The organism is Allofournierella sp. CML151 (assembly GCF_027853465.1).
Taxonomy (GTDB): domain Bacteria; phylum Bacillota; class Clostridia; order Oscillospirales; family Ruminococcaceae; genus Allofournierella.
Window position 1 is genome coordinate 1 of the sequence record NZ_JAPNNW010000006.1, and the last position, 16,639, is coordinate 16,639.

Consider the following 16,639-nt stretch of genomic DNA (forward strand, 5'->3'; position numbering starts at 1 on the left):
AGCCCGGCCATCCTGTTTCACAACAGGATGGCCGGGCAAAGCCTGATGCAATCGCTCAGCGGGTGAGCAACAAAATATTTTCCGGCGCGATGCCTAGCTGACCGGGCAGGGGATTGGGGCGCTTGTCTTTCGTCATGCGCCACCAGATGTCCGGCGTGCCGGGGGTCTGGTTCACGGCGCGCATCTGGATGATCCACTCAAAGGGCTCCTCGATCTGGCCGGTGTATTCCACGTCAAAGCGGTTGGCCGGGGCCTTGGGGTGGAAGTAGTGGGCCCGAATGCCGATGGCGCACAGCTCCTCCGGCACAGGGCGGGCGGTGGTGAATTCCAGGCCGCCCCAGTCCTCCACCAGAACGGTGTTGGGGCCGGTGCGCCGGGCCGCCGCAATGTTCTTACAGCCGGTGAGGCGGGCTGCCGCCCGGCTGCCCGGGTCGGCAAATACCTCCTTGGTGGCTCCCCAGCGCAGCACCTGGCCCTCGTCCAGAACGGCCAGACGGCCGCACATGTGGTAGGCCTCGTCCCGGCTGTGGGTCACCAGCAGCACATCGCCCGAGAATTCCTTCAGCACCCGCAGCATGTCCAGCTGCAATTGTTCTCTCAAATGGCTGTCCAGCGCGGAGAAGGGCTCGTCCAGCAGCAGCACCTGGGGCCGGTTCACCAGAATCCGTCCCAGCGCCACCCGCTGCTGCTGCCCACCGGACAATTCAGCCGGGCGACGCTGCTCCAGCCCGGCGAGGCCCAGCAGCTCCACCGCCTGGCGGTAGAGGGCCTGCTTTTTTGCCTTGTCCTTTTCCCGGTGCAGGCCCGCCAGCAGATTCTGACGCACGGTCATGGTGGGGAAGAGGGCGTAGCTCTGGAACAGATACCCCACCCCTCGCTGCTGAGGGGGCAGGTTGATGCGCTGCTGGGAGTCAAAGAGCGTGCGGCCGTCCAGCAGGATGCGGCCCCGGTCCGGCGTTTCCACTCCGGCGATGCAGCGCAGGGTCATGCTCTTGCCACAGCCGGAGGCGCCCAGCAGGCCGGTAATGCCGCCGTTTGTCTCCAGTTTTACCTTTAATTGAAAGGAGCCCAGGTCCTTTTCAATGTCCACAAACAGGCTCATGGGGCGCGCCTCCTTTGCTTTTGCTCCAGCAGATTCACGGTGAGCAGCACCGCGGCGCTGATGGCCAGGTTCACCAGTACCCAGGCGAAGGCGCCCGCGTCATCGCCGGTGCGCCAGAGCTGGTACACGGTGGTGGAGATGGTGGCGGTGCGCCCGGGGGTGTAGCCGATGAGCATGCTGGTGGCGCCGTATTCGCCCAGCGCCCGGGCGAAGGCCAGCACCGCGCCAGCCAGAATGCCCTGGCGGCAGGCGGGCATGCGCACCCGCCAGAAGATGTAGGTGTTGGAAAGCCCCAGCGTGCGGCCCGCGTCCGCCAGCCGCTCGTCGAAGCTCTCAAACGCGCCCCGGGCGGTGCGGTACATCAGCGGAAAGGCCACCACCGAGGCGGTGAGGATGCCGCCGTACCAGGTCATCACGAACTTGATGCCGAAGTTTGCCAGAAAGATGCCCAGCGGCCGTTTGGCCCCGAACACCAGCAGCAGAAAATAGCCCACCACGGTGGGCGGCAGCACCAGCGGCAGGGTGAGCACTACGTCCAGCAGGCCCTTCACCGCCCGGGGCAGCCGGGCCACATAATAGGCGGCAAAGATGCCGGAAAAGAACACCAGCACGCTGCTGATGGCGGCGATGCGCAGGGAATTCAACAGGGGATACCAGTCCATGTGGAAAACTCCAATCCGAAAAGCGGGGCAAGGCAGCCTGCCTTGCCCCGTTCTTTGTGATTATTCGACGGGAGAGAAGCCCACTTCCTCAAATACCTGCATGGCCGCGTCGGTCTGCAGATAGTCCAGGAAGGCCTGCGCCTCCTCGCTGTGCTGGGAAATGTTCAGCACGGCGGCGGGGGAGATCACCTGGCCGCACATCTCCTCGGTGGCATAATCCACCGGGGTGATTCCGGCGCTGTAGGCGTCGGTGCAGTAGACCACACCGCAGTCCACGCTGCCCTCGGTAATCTGGGTGGTGACCTCCTTCACGTTGGAGCCGTAGGTGATCTTGCCTGCGTTTGCCAGGGCCTCCTCGTCCAGACCGTAGTAGGCCAGGATCTGCTGGGTGTACTGGCCCACCGGCACGTCGCTGTTGCCCATGGCCATCAGGATGTCGCTGCTCTCCAGAGCCTTGGCCAGGTCGTCAAAGCTGGCGATGGAGGCGTCGCTGCCCTCGGCCACACACAGAGCCACCTTGTTTTCCAGCAGGTTCACCCGGGTGCCCTCGGCCACAAAGTCCAGGCCCTCGGTGTTTACGCTGGCGTCGGCGGTCTTGTCCAGCTGGTCCATCTGCTTCTGCCCGGCCGAGAGGAACAGGTCACAGACTGCGCCCTCCTGGATCTGGGTCTTCAGGGTGCCGGAGGAATCAAAGTTGAAGGTCAGGGTCACATTGGGGGCCACGGCTTTGTAGTCCTCGGCGATCTGGTTCAGGGTCTCGGTCAGACTGGCGGCAGCAAACACCGTCAGCTCCACCGGTTCGGCTTCCGTTTCGGTCTGGGAAGCGGATGCGGACGCCGCGCCGGAACCGGCGGACGCGGCAGAGGAGGGGGAAACGGCGGAAGATGCGCCGCCGCAGCCTGCCAGCGAGAACGCCAGCGCGAAGATTGCGGCCAGTGCGAATGCCTTTTTCATGGATAAAACTCCTTTTCCCGTATTTCAGGGACATTTGTTTTCAATCTCCGTGGATTTACACGGAGTTGAAGCAAAAGGAACAATCGCGGGGGAAGCTGCGCGGCTCAGAACACGAAGTCGCCACTTTTGCCGCCCTGCTTTTCGCAGAGGTGGATGTCAGAGATGACCATGCGCTTATCCATGGCCTTGCACATGTCGTACACAGTCAGCAGCGCAGTGGAAACGCCGGTGAGGGCCTCCATCTCCACGCCGGTTTTGCCCTCGCACTGCACGGTGCAGCGGGCGGTGATGGAGTGGCTTTCGTCCTCCAGTGTAAAATCCACGGCGCACTTGGTCAGCGCCAGCACGTGGCACAAAGGGATCAGGTCGGCGGTGCGCTTGGTGGCCATGATGCCCGCCACCCGGGCCACGCCCAGCACGTCGCCTTTTTTGGCGCTGCCTTCCTTCACGGCCTGGTAGCACGCGGCGCTCATGGAGATGCGCCCGGAGGCGATGGCGGTGCGGTGGGTCACGGCCTTTTCGGTCACGTCCACCATGATGGCCTCGCCTTTTTCATTCAGATGAGTAAACGGCATAAGAATGCTCCTTTGTTTTTGATTGGCGGTCAGGCCTTGCCGAAGCCGCAGTTGGGGAAGGTGCACACCGAACAGTTCAGGCAGAGCCCACCGTTGCCGTAGGCGGCCAGCTGGTCGGCGGTGACCGGAACCCCGGCAACCAGATAGGGCAGCACCAGATCAAAGATGGTGCGCTTGGCGTACATCACGCAGCCGGGCAGACCGCACACCGGGCGGTTTCCCTCGGCGTAAGCCAGCAGGAACATGGCCCCCGGCAGAACCGGTGCGCCGTAGCTTACCACGCTGGCGCCGGTGTTTTTGATGGCCAGAGGGGTCTTGTCGTCCGGGTCCACGCTCATGCCGCCGGTGCACAGCACCATGTCCGCACCCTGTGCCAGCATCTCGTTGGCAGCGGCGGTGATCTTCTCGTGGTCGTCGTTCAGCACGGTGTGCCAGGCCATCCGGCAGCCGTACTCCGCCAGCTTCTTCTCAATCACCGGAGTAAAAGAATCCTGAATGCGGCCGTAGAACACTTCGTTGCCGGTGGTCACCACGCCCACCTTCAGCTCCCGGAAGGGTACCAGACGGAACAGAGGCTCCTCGCCCACAGCGGCGCGGGCGGCCTCCATTTTGGCGGCCTCGATCACCAGCGGGATCACCCGCATGCCGGCCAGCTTGTCACCCTTTTTCACCGCAAAGCCGCTGTGACGGCAGGCCACCATTACCTCGCCCAGCCGGTTCAGCCGGAACAGGCGCTCGGTGTCGGCCAGGAACAGGCCGTCCACCTCGGCCGTCAGTTTGATCTTGCCCTCGCTGGGCTCGCTTGCGCTCATATATTCGTTCTGGCACAGCTGGCGCAGGATCTCGGCCGCGTCGTTCTCGTGCAGATGGTTTTCATCGTTTTCCCAGATGTAGATGTGGTCCTTGCCCACGCTCAGCAGCACCGGCACGTCCTCGGCCTGGATCACGTGCCCCTTTTTGAACACGGGGCCCTTCTTTACGCCGGGAATGATCTGGGTGATGTCGTGGCAGAGTACCTGGCCCACCGCATCCTCGGTCTTCATCAGTTTCATAACGGTTCCTCCCATTAATAACGTTCCTCAGTCCTGCACAGGCAGGGTGTAATCGGAAAAATGTTTTTCAAAAATCCGGTCGCAGCAAGCCTGCAGCTCCCGCTGCATGGCGCTGCACCGATGCAGCAGCGTCCGGCCCTCTTCGGTGAGCCGGGAACCGCCGCCCTGTGCGCCGCCGCTCTCCCGCTCCAGCAAGGCAAAGCCCAGCGTGCGCTCCGCCGCGGCGATCCGCCGCCAGGCGGTGGTGTAGGAGATGTGCATTCCCTTGCAGGCGTGCTGCATCGAACCGCAGGCCTCCACCAGCTCCAGAAAGCGGACCATCTCCTCGTCGAACAACGGCTGCTCGCCCCACAGCTGCAGCCGCAGCTGCGGCCAGAGAGGGCGGGCAGTGTGCTCCCGGCGGGCAAGGTAGCTCAGCAGCAGGCCGTAGTCCTCCGGGGTGTCGGCATCCAGCAGCACGGCCTCGTCCTCCACCGGCAGATCCGCGGGCAGCACCCCGGCCCGGGCCAGCGCGGTTTTCAGGCTGAGACCCGGCGGTGCGGCCAGCAGGGGTTCGATCAGATGCGCATCCAGCGCGGCGGGATGGCCCCGGCGGCCCCCGTAAACCGGCCGGGCAAAGAGGGCCGGATGCTCCAGCAGGCGGCGCAGTGTGTCAGGCAGGGGAAGGGGCACGTCCGCCGGAGCAACCAGAAACCGGCTGCACCGGCCCTGCAGCAGAGGCAGGCCCTGCCGGATGGAATCGAACATCTGGGTGCGGGCGTACTCCGGGTTGTGAACCAGAAAAACCTCCGGCTGGCCTGCCAGATGCGCCTCGATCTCCTCTGCGTGCCAGCCGGTCACAATCACCACCGGCCCCACACCGGCGGCGCGCATGGTGTGCAGCAGCTGGTCCAGAAAGGTGCTGCCGCCCAGAGGCAGCAGCGGCTTGAACCGGCCCATCCGGGAGGAAAGCCCGGCGGCGGGGATCAGTGCACCGAATGCCGTCGCTTGCCCTCCTTTGCCCGAGGCGGCGCGAGGCCGCCAATTGACTCTGCTCTGATTTTAGCACAGTGAGCGTTGTTTCACAAGAGAAATAACGAAAAGAACGACTTTTTGCCGCGTACGGGGCGGGAAAGGCAGGAGGTTTTGTCTTAACCGGATGTTTATGGTATAGTAAAGAGGACAATAACCATACAAAACAGACAGGAATCAGGAGATATTCATGAAAACCGAACGATTGAACGAAACATTCGCCCGCGCTTTGCTGGCCGCTCAGAAGGAATACTTTGCCACCGGGGCAACCCGGTCGCTGCAGTTTCGGCTGGGGCAGCTGGAAGCCCTGTACAAGGCGCTGGAGCGGCATACCCCGGCGCTGGAAGCGGCCCTCGCACAGGACCTGGGCAAGAGCCGGTTTGAGAGCTACGCCAGCGAGATCGGCATGGTGCTGGCGGGCATTTCCCACATCCGCCGCCACCTGGCCCGCTGGATGAAGCCCCGCACCAAGCTTGCGCCCATGCAGCTGTTTCCCGGCCGTGGCCGGGTGGAGCTGGTGCCCTATGGCTGTGTGTACATCCTGGGACCCTACAACTACCCGGTGCAGCTGCTGCTGGAGCCGTTGGCCGAGGCGCTGGCTGCGGGCAACTGTGCGGTGGTCAGCCCCTCTGAGCTCACCCCCCATGTGGCCCAGGCGGTCAGCACCATGCTGGCCGAGGTCTTCCCGCCGGAATACGTGTGCTGTGTGCCCGCTGGCATCGAGAACAATACCCTGATGCTGCACAGCCGCTTTGATTACATCTTCTTTACCGGCAGCCCCCGGGTGGGCCGCATTGTGATGCAGGCCGCGGCGGAAAACCTGGTGCCGGTGACGCTGGAGCTGGGCGGCAAAAGCCCGGTGATCGTGGCAAAGGACGCTCATCTGCCCACCGCCTGCGAGCGCATTGTCTGGGGCAAGCTGATGAACGCGGGCCAGACCTGCGTGGCCCCGGACTATGTGCTGGTGGACCGGAGCATCCAGGAGGAATTTTTGCAGGGGCTGGAAGGGGCCATCCGGCGCTTTTACGGCGAGGACGCACAGAAGAGCCCGGACTACGGCCGCATTGTGAACGAGGGCCACATCCGGCGGCTGAGCCGTATTCTGGAGGAGGACCGGGCGTTTATCCGGTGCGGCGGCCGGGTGGATGCGGCGGACCGGTACATCGAGCCCACCATCCTCTGCCCGGAGAATATGGACGCGGCCTGCATGCAGGAGGAGCTGTTCGGCCCGCTGCTGCCGGTATTTGCCTACGATGACCTGAACGAGGCGCTGGAGATCATCAACAAGGGCGAGAAGCCGCTGGCGCTGTATGTGTTCAGCCGGAACAAGGCCCTGGTGCGCCGGGTGCTGGACTCCACCGCCAGCGGCGGCGTGAGCGTGAACGATACCATCGGCCATATTCTGGACCCGGATCTGCCCTTCGGCGGGGTGGGACAGTCCGGTATGGGGGCCTACCACGGCCATGAGGGCTTCCTCACCTTCTCCCACCGGCGCAGTGTGCTGCAGCGGGGCCTTTTCCCCATGCGCACCGCCTTCCCGCCTTTCAGCGAGGCCAGCGAGCGCATGGTGCGCCGCCTGATGCGATGAGCGTGGGCAGATGGTCGGCCGCCTGGGCCGAGTTTACCCAGAAAAAGTTGCCGTCGGTACGGGGTAAGTGGGCGGCGGCGCTGCCCACCATATTGGTATCGCTGACCCTGCTGTTCAGCATCTGGGGCATCTTCGGGGTGCGGTACGTGGTCATGACCTCCTTTTTGACGCTGGTGTTCCGCACCCGCCACCGGCAGGATTTTCGCCCCCGGGAGCTGGTGCGCACGGCGGTGATGATGGCGGCGGTGTGCCTGGCGGCTTTTGCGGCCGGGCGGGGGCTCTGGTGGGCGCTGGCACTGAATCTGGTGGTACCCTTTGTGCTGGTCTATCTGCTCAGCTCCAAATTCAGCCCCAAGGCCTATTTCGTTTATGGCATGGAGTTTGTCTTTTTGCAGCTGATGCCCATCACGCCCGCCCAGCTGCCGGTGCAGCTGGCGGTGCTGGCCTATGGTCTGGTGGTGGTCACGGCGGCGCTGTGGATTCACGCAAAGATCATTCACCGGCGCAGGCATTTCGGCACCGTGCGCAAGGGCATGGACAACCTGTGTATCCAGCTGGAAAAGCTGGCCCGGGGCGAAGATGTGAGCGCCGAGCACGCCGCGCTGCCGCCCATGATGATTCACATGACCCAGGTCATCTACGGCAGCCGGGGATATACCTACCTGGCCAACGGCTACGGCAAGGTGAATTATCTGTTCATGCTGCTGTTCCAGCGGTTTTACTACTTCACCGACCACTTTGTGCCCCGGGGCTGGCAGCCCGGTGAAGAGGATGCCGCCTGGCTGCTGCAGCTGGCGGAGCTGTTCCGCCGGGCCGAGCGGGAGCTGAATGGGCCGGAGCATCCGGAGCTGCGCCGCCGTCTGAACCAGCTGCGGACCGGTCCGGGGTTAAGCGACGGGCAGCAGAACGAGGCCATGGGCGAGATTCTGCGGGTGTTCGGCGCGGCGCTGGAGACCCTGGAGCAGGTACACCCGGCCCGCCCCCTGAAGGACTGGAAGCTGCCCGGCGACCAGAACAAGGTAAAGGGGGTGCGGTACGCCTTCGGGCTGGACCAGTTCACCACCCGGTTTGCGGTGCGGCTTTCGGCGGTGCTCTGCCTGGGCTTCGGCTTTGTCTGGCTCACCGGGCTGGAGCATGCCTACTGGTACCCGATGACCGCCTTTCTGATGCTGATGCCCTACGCGGAGGAGAGCCGGATGAAGATCGGCAACCGTATTCTGGGCACGCTGGGCGGGGCGGTGGTGTCCATTCTGCTGATGTCGCTGTTCCATACCATGCCGGAATACATTGTCATCATGGCGGTGATGACCTGCTTTATGTACTATGTGCCGGTCACATCCTGGACCATGACGGTCTACTCCACCTGTTACGGCATGACCCTGGCCCAGCTGCGGCTTGGGCTGATGGAATCGGTGGAGCTGCGCCTGGCCTATGTGGCACTGGCGGCCCTGACCGCCGCGCTGGCCAACCGGTTTTTGCTGCCCAACACTGCCGGACGGGAATTCCGCAAAAGCGTGGAGGAGCTGTTTGAGCTGGACCTGAGCCTGCTGGGCCAGGTGCGGGAATACTGCCGCACCGGCAGCCAGGACCTGAACCAGATGCGGGACCGGCTGGTGCGCTCGCATCTTGTGGAAAACGAGATCAAGAGCAGCCTGAAGGGGATGAGCAAGGCCGAGCAGGAATTCTACAGCCAGATGCTGCCCATGAACCGGCAGCTGGTCAGCGAGCTGGAGCAGATCAACGCGTATCTGCGCAGCCGCCCCCAGCTGCTGGGCACCGGCCACAGCCGGATGGCCGCCGAAGTGCTGGACAACCTGGAGGACGCAATCCTGCGCATCAAGCTGAGCTACACCAAAAACGAGCTGGTGCCCTTCTTCGACACCGGCCGCAGCCCCCAGGCCTTCGGCCGCCTGGAGGAGAGCCTTTACTTCAACACCCTGGCGGTGAATTGCCTGCAAACTCTGCGCCAGATGAACGAGCTGCTGGAGAGCAAAGCAAGCGGATAAAACAAAAGCAGCCGTGCGGAAAATCCGCACGGCTGCTTTTTGCTTTGCCTTGGGGTGCTTCGATATCAGCCCTGCATGCCCAGGAACATGCCCAGCACGTAGGGGATCAGCCAGATCAGCCACACAACGATGCTGAACCGGTGGAAGCTCTGCTGCTTTTCCGCGTTGCCCCGGGTGTAGACCAGGGTGGCCCACACCGCATGGAACAGCATGAGCACGATGGCCAGCGCGCCGGTGATGCCGTGAGGGCTCAGCAGGCCGGAGCCGTGGGCCATGGTGGACATGATGGTGGTGCCGGTAGTATCGAACACCAGGCCGCACCAGAACAGGATTACATGGCGCTTTTGCAGGGTGTGAGCCCGGCGCTCGGAAAACACGCCCACGGTGTAAAAGCACAGCGCCAGGGTAATGGTGATGATCGCAGCGATCAGCTGAGTGGTCATAAAAGATGCTCCTCTCTGAACTTCAGGGGACCGGTCGGAACGGCCCGGATTTGTTTCTGAACGATGTTCATTATAGCCGGGCGGCAGGCCATTGTCAAGGCATAGAAGGGGAAAAGACACAAGGAATGCACGATTGTGAACATTGTTCAGAAAGGCGATTCCCATTCGGCCAAAGGTTTTTTGCCCGGCAGGGGGCGAGGCTCTTGCAAGATGTGCTTTAATCCAGTAAAATACTGAATATACGGTCTGTTTTTCGGCGCCGCAATTCCAAGAAAAAGAGAGGAAAACGATCATGGATCTTCGTTTCAATACCAAATGCGTCCAGGGCGGCTACACCCCCGGCAACGGCGAGCCTCGCCAGATTCCCATCATCCAGAGCACGACCTTTAAATACGACACCAGCGAGGATATGGGCAAGCTGTTTGACCTGGAGGCCTCCGGCTATTTCTACAGCCGCCTGCAGAATCCCACCTGCGATCATGTGGCGGCCAAGATCTGCGAGCTGGAGGGCGGCACCGCCGCCATGCTCACCGGCAGCGGCCAGGCTGCTAACTTCTATGCGGTGTTCAACATCGCGGGCTGCGGCGACCATGTGGTGAGCAGCGCCAGCATTTACGGCGGCACCTACAACCTGTTCGCGGTGACCATGAAGCGGATGGGCGTCGAGGTCACCTTCGTGGACCCGGACTGCACCGAGGAGGAGCTGAATGCTGCCTTCCGGCCCAACACCAAGGCTGTGTTCGGCGAGACCATCGCCAACCCCGCGCTGACCGTGCTGGACATTGAGAAGTTCGCCAAGGCGGCCCACGCCCACGGCGTGCCCCTGATCGTGGACAACACCTTTGCCACCCCGGTGAACTGCCGGCCCTTCGAGTGGGGCGCGGACATCGTGACCCATTCCACCACCAAGTACATGGACGGCCACGGCGCTGCCGTGGGCGGCTGCATCGTGGACAGCGGCAAGTTCGACTGGACTGCCTATCCCGAGAAGTTTGCCTGCCTGTGCACCCCGGACGAGAGCTACCACGGCGTGACCTACACCGAGCGCTTCGGCCTGGCCGGTGCCTACATCACCAAGGCCACCGCTCAGCTGATGCGTGACCTGGGCAGCGTGCAGAGCCCCCAGAGCGCCTTCATTCTGAACCTGGGCCTGGAGAGCCTGCATGTGCGCATGAAGCGCCACTGCGAGAACGCGCTGGCCGTGGCCTCCTATCTGGAGAAGCACCCCAAGATCAGCTGGGTGAACTACTGCAGCCTGCCCGGCAACAAGTATTATGACCTGGCCCAGAAGTACCTGCCGAACGGCAGCTGCGGCGTGGTGAGCTTCGGCATCAAGGGCGGCCGCGCCGCCGCTGAGGTGTTCATGAAGCACCTGAAGGTGGGCGCCATCGAGACCCATGTGGCCGATGCCCGCACCTGCATCCTGCATCCCGCCAGCAGCACCCACCGCCAGATGAACGACGCCGAGCTGGCCGCTGCCGGTGTGGGCGCCGATCTGGTGCGCATGTCCTGCGGTCTGGAGGACGCTCAGGACCTGATCGATGACATCGCCCAGGCCCTGGAACAGGTATAAGATGAAACAAATGCTGCAAAGAATGGCAGCGCACTGCGCCCCGCCGTCGCCCGGAACTCTCCGGGCGATGGTGCCGGGCGTTTTGTGCGGTTGGGGCTGCGCCGGGCTGCTGGCGCTGGGCCACCCCTGGCTGGCCGGAGCGCTGGCTCTGGCGGCGGCCGCGGTGGCCGGAGGCTGGTGGAAGCCCTCCTTCTGGGCCGAGAGCTGGCGGGGCCGGGGCTGGGTGCTGCCCTCCCTGTGCTTGGGCGTGATTCTGGCAGCGGTGATGCTGCTGGAGCCCATCGCGGATACCTGGTACGCCGCCTGGTACTGGCCGGTATACAAGGGCCTTGCCCTCGGTCTTGTGCTGGGGGTGCTGGCCGGTCCGCCGCTGGTTTGCGCGCTGCGCCGAATGGCCCAAAAGGCCAGGGCCGCCCGCAGCGAGGAATGCCCGCCCTTCCCGGGGCTGTGGTTCTTTCTGGCGGTTTTGCTGCCACTGGCAGTGTACTGGGCACGGGTGTTCCCCTACGAGAGCAGCTTTGACCTGGAATATCAGCTGGAGATGCTGCGGGGCGAGATTCCGCTGAACGACGTGCACACCCTGGCCCACACCCTGCTGCTGGGCGTGCTGGGCGGGCAGCCGGGGCTGCTGGTGGCGGTGCAGCTGCTGGCGCTGGCCGGGCTGCTCACCGCCTTTGCCGCCTGGTTTTACCGGCGGGGCATGGGGCTGTTTGCTCTGGCGGCCTGCCTGTGCGGCGGCAGCCTGGGCCCGGTGGTGGGGCAGGCGGCGGCAAGCCCCATCAAGGACATGCCCGCCGCCCTCTGCACCGGTGTGGTGCTCTATTACATCATGCGGCTGCTGGCAGAAGACCTGCGCCTGACCTGGCCCCATCGAATTGCCTTTGGCGCGGCGCTGGCCTTCACCGGCCTTTTCCGCCACAACGGTTTGGTGCTGGTGCTGGCGGCGGGGCTGTGGCTGCTGGCCCGGGGCATTTACCGCCGTCGGAAGTGCCTGCTGGCCGCTGTGGCGGTGTGCGCCGTCTGCATCCTTCTGGTGGACGGTGTGGCCGCGCCTCTTTTAAACGTGCAGCACCCGGCCAACGGCTTTGCGGTGCAGGTGTACGCCACCGGCATCGTGGCGGTGGACCAGCGGGGCGGCGAGATCACCGACGAGCAGCGCCGCCGCATGGAAGAGCTGCTGCCCATGGACTATGTGGCCCAGTGCCTGGAAAACCCGGACACCGCCCACTTCACCCGCGCCCAGCGCCTGTGCTGGACCCGGGACCTGGGCAGCTATACCCCCAGCGAGCGGGAGCAGCAGTTTGTGCCCCTGCTGGAGGACAGCGCGGGCGTGAACGACGTGTTCAACAACCTGTTTATCCTGGCCACGGGGCAGAACAAAGCGGAGCTGCTGCGGCTGTATCTGGAGCTGTTTTTGCAAAATCCCTGGCTGTGCACCACCGAGCTTCTGCGCAACAACACCAATGTGTGGCGGCTGGACCGGGGTCTCGGTCCCTTCAGCCATGTGTTTTATCTGGCGGCGGTGGCACTGGCCTTTTTCTGCGGCAGCGGGCGGGGCATGCTGCGCCGCTGGCCCGCGCTGCTGCCGCTGGCGTGCAACATTGCCTCGGTGATTGTTGCCGCCTCCACCAATGAGATCCGTTATCTGCTGCCCACCTTTTTGCTGGCTGTGCCCTGTGCGCTGTTCTTTGCGCTGGAGGCCGGCGGGGCAGACCATCAAACCAAAGGAGTGAGCGAGCCATGCCGCTGATCATCCCGCAGAACCTGCCCGCCTATACCGCGCTGGGGCAGGAAAACGTATTTGTGATGCACTGCCAGCGGGCCGAGAGCCAGCAGATCCGCCCGCTGCGGATTCTGGCGCTGAACCTGATGCCCACCAAAATCGCCACCGAGACCCAGCTGGCCCGGCTGCTGGCCAACAGCCCCATTCAGGTGGAGCTGACCCTGCTGCACACCGCCAGCCACGCGGCCACCCATGTGGCGGGCGAGCATCTTTCCGCCTTTTACAAGACCTTCGACGAGGTGAAGGACCAGCGGTTCGACGGCATGATCATCACCGGCGCGCCGGTGGAGAAGCTGCCCTTTGAAGAGGTGGACTACTGGCCCGAGCTGTGCCGCATCATGGAATTTTCCAAAACCAATGTGTACTCCACCCTGCATGTGTGCTGGGGTGCACAGGCGGCGCTGTATTACCACTTCGGTATCCAGAAGGAGCTTTTGCCTCAGAAGATGTTCGGCGTGTTCCCCCATCGGGTGACCCGGCCCTCCAATCCGCTGGTGCGGGGCTTCGACGAGGTGTTCTACGCCCCCCATTCCCGGCACACCGGGGTGCGGCGGGACCAGATTGAGGCCTGCGGTGCGCTGCGGGTGCTGGCGGAGAGCGACGAGGCGGGCGTATACCTGATGAGCACCGAGTCCGGCCGTCAGATCTTTGTGACCGGCCACCCGGAGTACGAGAAGTACACCCTGGACGCGGAGTACCGCCGGGATGTGGACAAGGGCCTGCCCATCCAGCCGCCCAAAAACTACTACCCGGACGACGATCCCACCAAGGAGCCGGTTTACCGCTGGCGTGCCCACGCGTTTCTGCTCTACACCAACTGGCTGAACTACTACGTCTATCAGGATACCCCCTACGACCTGACCCAGCTGGCCCGGGTGGAGGAGCATTGAGGCCTCGCCTTAAAAAACAAAAAACCGCCCGCCGGAACGCTTCCGGCGGGCGGTCTTGTTGTTGTGTGAAACAATCAGAGGGAAATCAGGCCACGGTGGCGTTCTCCATCACGAAGTTGTAGCCGTTGTCGATGCGTAGCTGATGCAGGGGATAGGCAGTGCCGCCGTAGGTCTCCAGGGCGGTGTCGTAGTTGTCGCCGAACACGTCCTTCAGGTCCTGATCGGTGGGCTGCAGGCCCTCGGCATCCGCGATGGCCTCGTAGATCATCTGCAGCTTGATCTGATCGGTGTACTGGGTCTTGAAGTCCTCACGGAAGGCGTCCAGGCTCTCGTAGCCGTACATCATCAGCAGGTAGTCCACGGGCAGGCCGTTGGTGGCGGCGGTGTTGTTCAGGTTGGCCTCCTCCTGCTCCAGCAGGGTGTTCATGATGACCTCGGGAACTTCCTTCACCTCGGCGTTCTCCAGCAGATAGTTCTGCAGGTACTGGGCCTTGTTGTACTCGGTCAGGGTGCTCTTGATCTCCTCGTTGGCCTGGTCGGCGGTGGTCCAGCCGTACTGGCTCTGCAGGTTCTCAGCCACAAAGGCGTCGTTGAACTCGGGGTAGATGGGATCGCCCTCGATGTAGTTGATGGTGGTCTTGAACACGGCTTCCTTGCCGGCCAGCACGATGGTGTTGCCGTCGGCGTCGGTGGAGTCGTTGTAGTCATCGGGGAAGGTGACCACCACGTCGAAGGTCTCGCCGGGCATGTGGCCGATGATCTGGGTCAGGAAATCATCCACGTAAGCGGTGGAACCGGCGGTCACGGTGGTGCCGGCGCCATTGGTGTTGCCGCCGGTGAACTCCACGCCGTCCACGCTGCCCACGTAGTCGATGTTCACCTGGTCGCCGTCCTCAACGGCACGGTCGGTGATCTCGGTGGCAGTGGCGTACTGCTCCACAAAGGCCTGACGCTGGCTCTCCAGGTCCTCCTCGGTGGGGGTGATCTCGTCGGTGGGGATGGTGATGTTCTTGTAGTCGGGCAGGGTCACGTAGTCGGTCAGGTTCACGTCCACCCACTTGCCGTCCTCGGTCAGGTTCTTGGAAAAGTCGATTTCCGCCTGAGAAGCGGCGCTGGTGGAAGAAGAATCGGACGCAGCGGAAGTGCTGGTGCTGCCGGAAGAAGCGGTGCCGCCGCAGGCGACAAGACCGGCGGCCATGGAAATGGCCAGGGCCAGCGCGGCCAAACGGATCATTGCATGTTTCAAAGGGATTTCCTCCTAATTCTGAAGGGGAGAAAGGCCTCCCCTTTGTTTGTGTTTTGCCACAGAATGATTCTATTATACACCACCCAAGGCCCCAGGGCCAGTGGTTGCGTCAAAATTTACACATCTGTATTATTATACGATTTGTAATATTACGGAAAGAAAAAACAGAAAACACTTTTTTGCAGTAAATTGTTAAAATGCTCTTGACAAACCGGCCGCCCTGTGGTTTAATGAGCCTAAACCGATGAGGCGGAGATAAAACTGCACAGCGCACTTCCAGAGAGTCCGGGTTGCTGGGAACCGGGCAGAGAGCGGGGCAGGGGGCCAAAAGGCCTGAAATGGACCGCCGAGGGCAGGGCGAACAAAGCAAAAAGCTTTCAGTAGCCTGAGCCGGGTACCTCCCGTTACAGAGGCAGGGCGTGTTGGCGCCCGGTGAGGTGGCTTCCATTTTTTGGGGAAGCAAGCAAGGTGGCACCGCAAGTTTTGAAGAAATTCAGGACCTGTCCTTGCTCATGGCATCGCCATGGGCAAAGGCGGGTCCTTTTGTTTTTGCCCGGCGAGTACACCAAACGATGCACCAAAGGAGGGCACACGCATGAAACGCTATGCCGAAAACAACCGGTTTTCCACACGATGGCGGGCAGGATGTTGAAAAGAGTACGCCGATCCACCCATGACCACACAACGAAAGGAAGACCGATGATGAAACATATGAAAACCAGACTGACCGCCCTGTTTGCCGCCGCTGCCATGGCCCTGAGCCTTGCGGGCTGCGGCTCCGCCGCTTCCTCCACCGCCTCCGCTTCCGCCGCAGCCTCCGGCAGCGGCCAGCAGGCGGACTACACCGTGGGCATTCTGCAGTACACCAGCCATTCCAGTCTGGACGAGATTGCGGCGGCCATCCAGTCCGAGCTGGAGCAGCAGGCGCAGGCCGCCGGAGTCACCATCAGCGTGGAGCTGAAAAACGGCCAGGGCGACGCGGCCACCATCAATGATATCTGCAAGATGTTCGTGTCCGACGGGGTGGATCTGATCATTCCCATCGCCACCCCGGCCGCCACCGCTGCCGCCGCGGCGGTACAGGGCACCGACATTCCTCTGGTCTACAGCGCGGTCACCGATCCGGTGGAGGCCCAGCTGGCCCAGAGCATGGAGGCCCCCGGCGAGAACATGACCGGCACCTCCGATTACATCGACACCGCCAAGATTCTGGACCTGGTGCTGGCCAACAACCCGGACACCAAGACCCTGGGCCTTATCTATAACCTGGGCGAGACCAACAGCGCCACCACCATCGAGGACCTGCGCCCGGTGCTGGAGGAGAAGGGCATCCAGGCAGTGGAGAGCACCGTCACCACTCCCGGCGAGGTACAGATGGCCGCCCAGAATCTGATCAGCCAGGGCGTGGACGCCATCTTCGTGCCCATCGACAACACGGTGGCCAGCGCCATGAGCGTGCTGGCGGATGAGGCCATCAAGGGCAGCGTGCCGGTTTACACCGCAGCGGACAGCATGGTGCGGGACGGCGGCCTTGCCACCACCGGTGTGAACTACACCAAGCTGGGCGAGCTGACTGCCCAGATGGCCGTGCAGGTGCTGCAGGGCGAAGACCCGGCCACCATGCCGGTGCAGGTGCTGAACGACGGCATCGTGACCGTGAACACCACCACCGCCGCCGCCCTGGGCATCGACCCCGATGTGTTCGATCTGTCCGGCGAGGGTTACGTGAGCGTGGAATAAAACCGGAATGATCT

Annotated in this window: 14 protein-coding genes; 6 read left to right on the forward strand and 8 right to left on the reverse strand. The window is 63.1% G+C overall.

Annotated features, from left to right (window positions below; all coding sequences use genetic code 11):
- Nucleotides 1-55: 55 nt before the first annotated feature.
- The 6 genes from PH256_RS05915 to PH256_RS05940 all read right to left on the reverse strand — a co-directional run bounded on the left by PH256_RS05915 (nt 56) and on the right by PH256_RS05940 (nt 5,314).
- Entirely contained in the window at nt 56-1,102 is a 1,047-nt protein-coding gene (locus PH256_RS05915) for a sulfate/molybdate ABC transporter ATP-binding protein (RefSeq protein WP_270913378.1), read from the reverse strand.
- Nucleotides 1,099-1,764 (reverse strand): molybdate ABC transporter permease subunit, encoded by a 666-nt coding sequence (gene modB / locus PH256_RS05920; protein ID WP_270913379.1) that lies wholly within the window; start codon nt 1,762-1,764, stop codon nt 1,099-1,101. The genes PH256_RS05915 and modB overlap by 4 nt, the downstream gene beginning before the upstream one ends.
- Before the next feature lie 60 nt (nt 1,765-1,824).
- Entirely contained in the window at nt 1,825-2,718 is an 894-nt protein-coding gene (gene modA / locus PH256_RS05925; RefSeq protein ID WP_270913380.1) for a molybdate ABC transporter substrate-binding protein, read from the reverse strand.
- A 104-nt stretch (nt 2,719-2,822) separates the two neighbouring features.
- On the reverse strand, nt 2,823-3,293 hold the full coding sequence (gene moaC / locus PH256_RS05930) for a cyclic pyranopterin monophosphate synthase MoaC (protein WP_087183132.1): 471 nt from the start codon (nt 3,291-3,293) through the stop codon (nt 2,823-2,825).
- A gap of 29 nt (nt 3,294-3,322) precedes the next feature.
- Nucleotides 3,323-4,345, reverse strand: a complete 1,023-nt coding sequence (locus tag PH256_RS05935) for a molybdopterin-binding protein (protein WP_270913381.1) — start codon at nt 4,343-4,345, stop codon at nt 3,323-3,325.
- Between the two features lie 27 nt (nt 4,346-4,372).
- The gene (locus tag PH256_RS05940; protein ID WP_333766300.1) at nt 4,373-5,314 is read right to left on the reverse strand and encodes an NTP transferase domain-containing protein; all 942 of its coding nucleotides are present in this window, start codon (nt 5,312-5,314) and stop codon (nt 4,373-4,375) included.
- Nucleotides 5,315-5,540: 226 nt separating this feature from the next.
- On the opposite strand from PH256_RS05940, the gene PH256_RS05945 reads away from it, so the two are divergent.
- Together PH256_RS05945 and PH256_RS05950 are read left to right on the forward strand one after the other, a co-directional pair.
- Nucleotides 5,541-6,944, forward strand: coding sequence for an aldehyde dehydrogenase family protein (locus PH256_RS05945; RefSeq protein WP_333766301.1), 1,404 nt, complete (start codon nt 5,541-5,543; stop codon nt 6,942-6,944).
- Nucleotides 6,941-8,950 carry an FUSC family protein gene (locus PH256_RS05950; protein ID WP_270913383.1) on the forward strand — a complete coding sequence of 670 codons (2,010 nt, stop codon included), beginning with the start codon at nt 6,941-6,943 and terminating at the stop codon, nt 8,948-8,950. The genes PH256_RS05945 and PH256_RS05950 overlap by 4 nt, the downstream gene beginning before the upstream one ends.
- A 65-nt stretch (nt 8,951-9,015) precedes the next feature.
- Here the strand turns inward: PH256_RS05950 and PH256_RS05955 are convergent, their stop codons facing one another.
- Nucleotides 9,016-9,393 carry an HsmA family protein gene (locus tag PH256_RS05955; protein ID WP_087183137.1) on the reverse strand — a complete coding sequence of 126 codons (378 nt, stop codon included), beginning with the start codon at nt 9,391-9,393 and terminating at the stop codon, nt 9,016-9,018.
- Nucleotides 9,394-9,685: 292 nt separating this feature from the next.
- Between PH256_RS05955 and PH256_RS05960 the strand changes: the two genes are divergently transcribed.
- The 3 genes from PH256_RS05960 to metA are packed head-to-tail and all read left to right on the forward strand — an operon-like array spanning nt 9,686 to nt 13,639.
- Complete coding sequence (locus PH256_RS05960; protein ID WP_270913384.1) at nt 9,686-10,966, forward strand: O-acetylhomoserine aminocarboxypropyltransferase/cysteine synthase family protein; 1,281 nt, start codon at nt 9,686-9,688, stop codon at nt 10,964-10,966.
- 22 nt (nt 10,967-10,988) lie between these two features.
- Nucleotides 10,989-12,716, forward strand: coding sequence for a hypothetical protein (locus PH256_RS05965; RefSeq protein WP_270913385.1), 1,728 nt, complete (start codon nt 10,989-10,991; stop codon nt 12,714-12,716).
- Nucleotides 12,707-13,639, forward strand: a complete 933-nt coding sequence (gene metA / locus PH256_RS05970) for a homoserine O-acetyltransferase MetA (protein WP_087183140.1) — start codon at nt 12,707-12,709, stop codon at nt 13,637-13,639. The genes PH256_RS05965 and metA overlap by 10 nt, the downstream gene beginning before the upstream one ends.
- Before the next feature lie 85 nt (nt 13,640-13,724).
- Here the strand turns inward: metA and PH256_RS05975 are convergent, their stop codons facing one another.
- Nucleotides 13,725-14,885 carry a trigger factor gene (locus PH256_RS05975; RefSeq protein WP_270913386.1) on the reverse strand — a complete coding sequence of 387 codons (1,161 nt, stop codon included), beginning with the start codon at nt 14,883-14,885 and terminating at the stop codon, nt 13,725-13,727.
- A gap of 711 nt (nt 14,886-15,596) precedes the next feature.
- Here PH256_RS05975 and PH256_RS05980 point away from each other — a divergent pair.
- The gene (locus tag PH256_RS05980; RefSeq protein ID WP_270913387.1) at nt 15,597-16,625 is read left to right on the forward strand and encodes an ABC transporter substrate-binding protein; all 1,029 of its coding nucleotides are present in this window, start codon (nt 15,597-15,599) and stop codon (nt 16,623-16,625) included.
- The last annotated feature ends 14 nt before the right edge of the window (nt 16,626-16,639 follow it).

Bases quoted from the DNA above. Each gene is read 5' to 3' on its own strand.
- PH256_RS05955 (WP_087183137.1), bottom strand. From the start codon at position 9,393: ATGACCACTCAGCTGATCGCTGCGATCATCACCATTACCCTGGCGCTG.
- PH256_RS05915 (WP_270913378.1), bottom strand. From the start codon at position 1,102: ATGAGCCTGTTTGTGGACATTGAAAAGGACCTGGGCTCCTTTCAATTA.
- PH256_RS05980 (WP_270913387.1), top strand. From the start codon at position 15,597: ATGAAAACCAGACTGACCGCCCTGTTTGCCGCCGCTGCCATGGCCCTG.
- PH256_RS05950 (WP_270913383.1), top strand. From the start codon at position 6,941: ATGAGCGTGGGCAGATGGTCGGCCGCCTGGGCCGAGTTTACCCAGAAA.
- moaC (WP_087183132.1), bottom strand. From the start codon at position 3,293: ATGCCGTTTACTCATCTGAATGAAAAAGGCGAGGCCATCATGGTGGAC.
- PH256_RS05935 (WP_270913381.1), bottom strand. From the start codon at position 4,345: ATGAAACTGATGAAGACCGAGGATGCGGTGGGCCAGGTACTCTGCCAC.
- metA (WP_087183140.1), top strand. From the start codon at position 12,707: ATGCCGCTGATCATCCCGCAGAACCTGCCCGCCTATACCGCGCTGGGG.
- modA (WP_270913380.1), bottom strand. From the start codon at position 2,718: ATGAAAAAGGCATTCGCACTGGCCGCAATCTTCGCGCTGGCGTTCTCG.
- PH256_RS05965 (WP_270913385.1), top strand. From the start codon at position 10,989: ATGGCAGCGCACTGCGCCCCGCCGTCGCCCGGAACTCTCCGGGCGATG.
- modB (WP_270913379.1), bottom strand. From the start codon at position 1,764: ATGGACTGGTATCCCCTGTTGAATTCCCTGCGCATCGCCGCCATCAGC.
- PH256_RS05960 (WP_270913384.1), top strand. From the start codon at position 9,686: ATGGATCTTCGTTTCAATACCAAATGCGTCCAGGGCGGCTACACCCCC.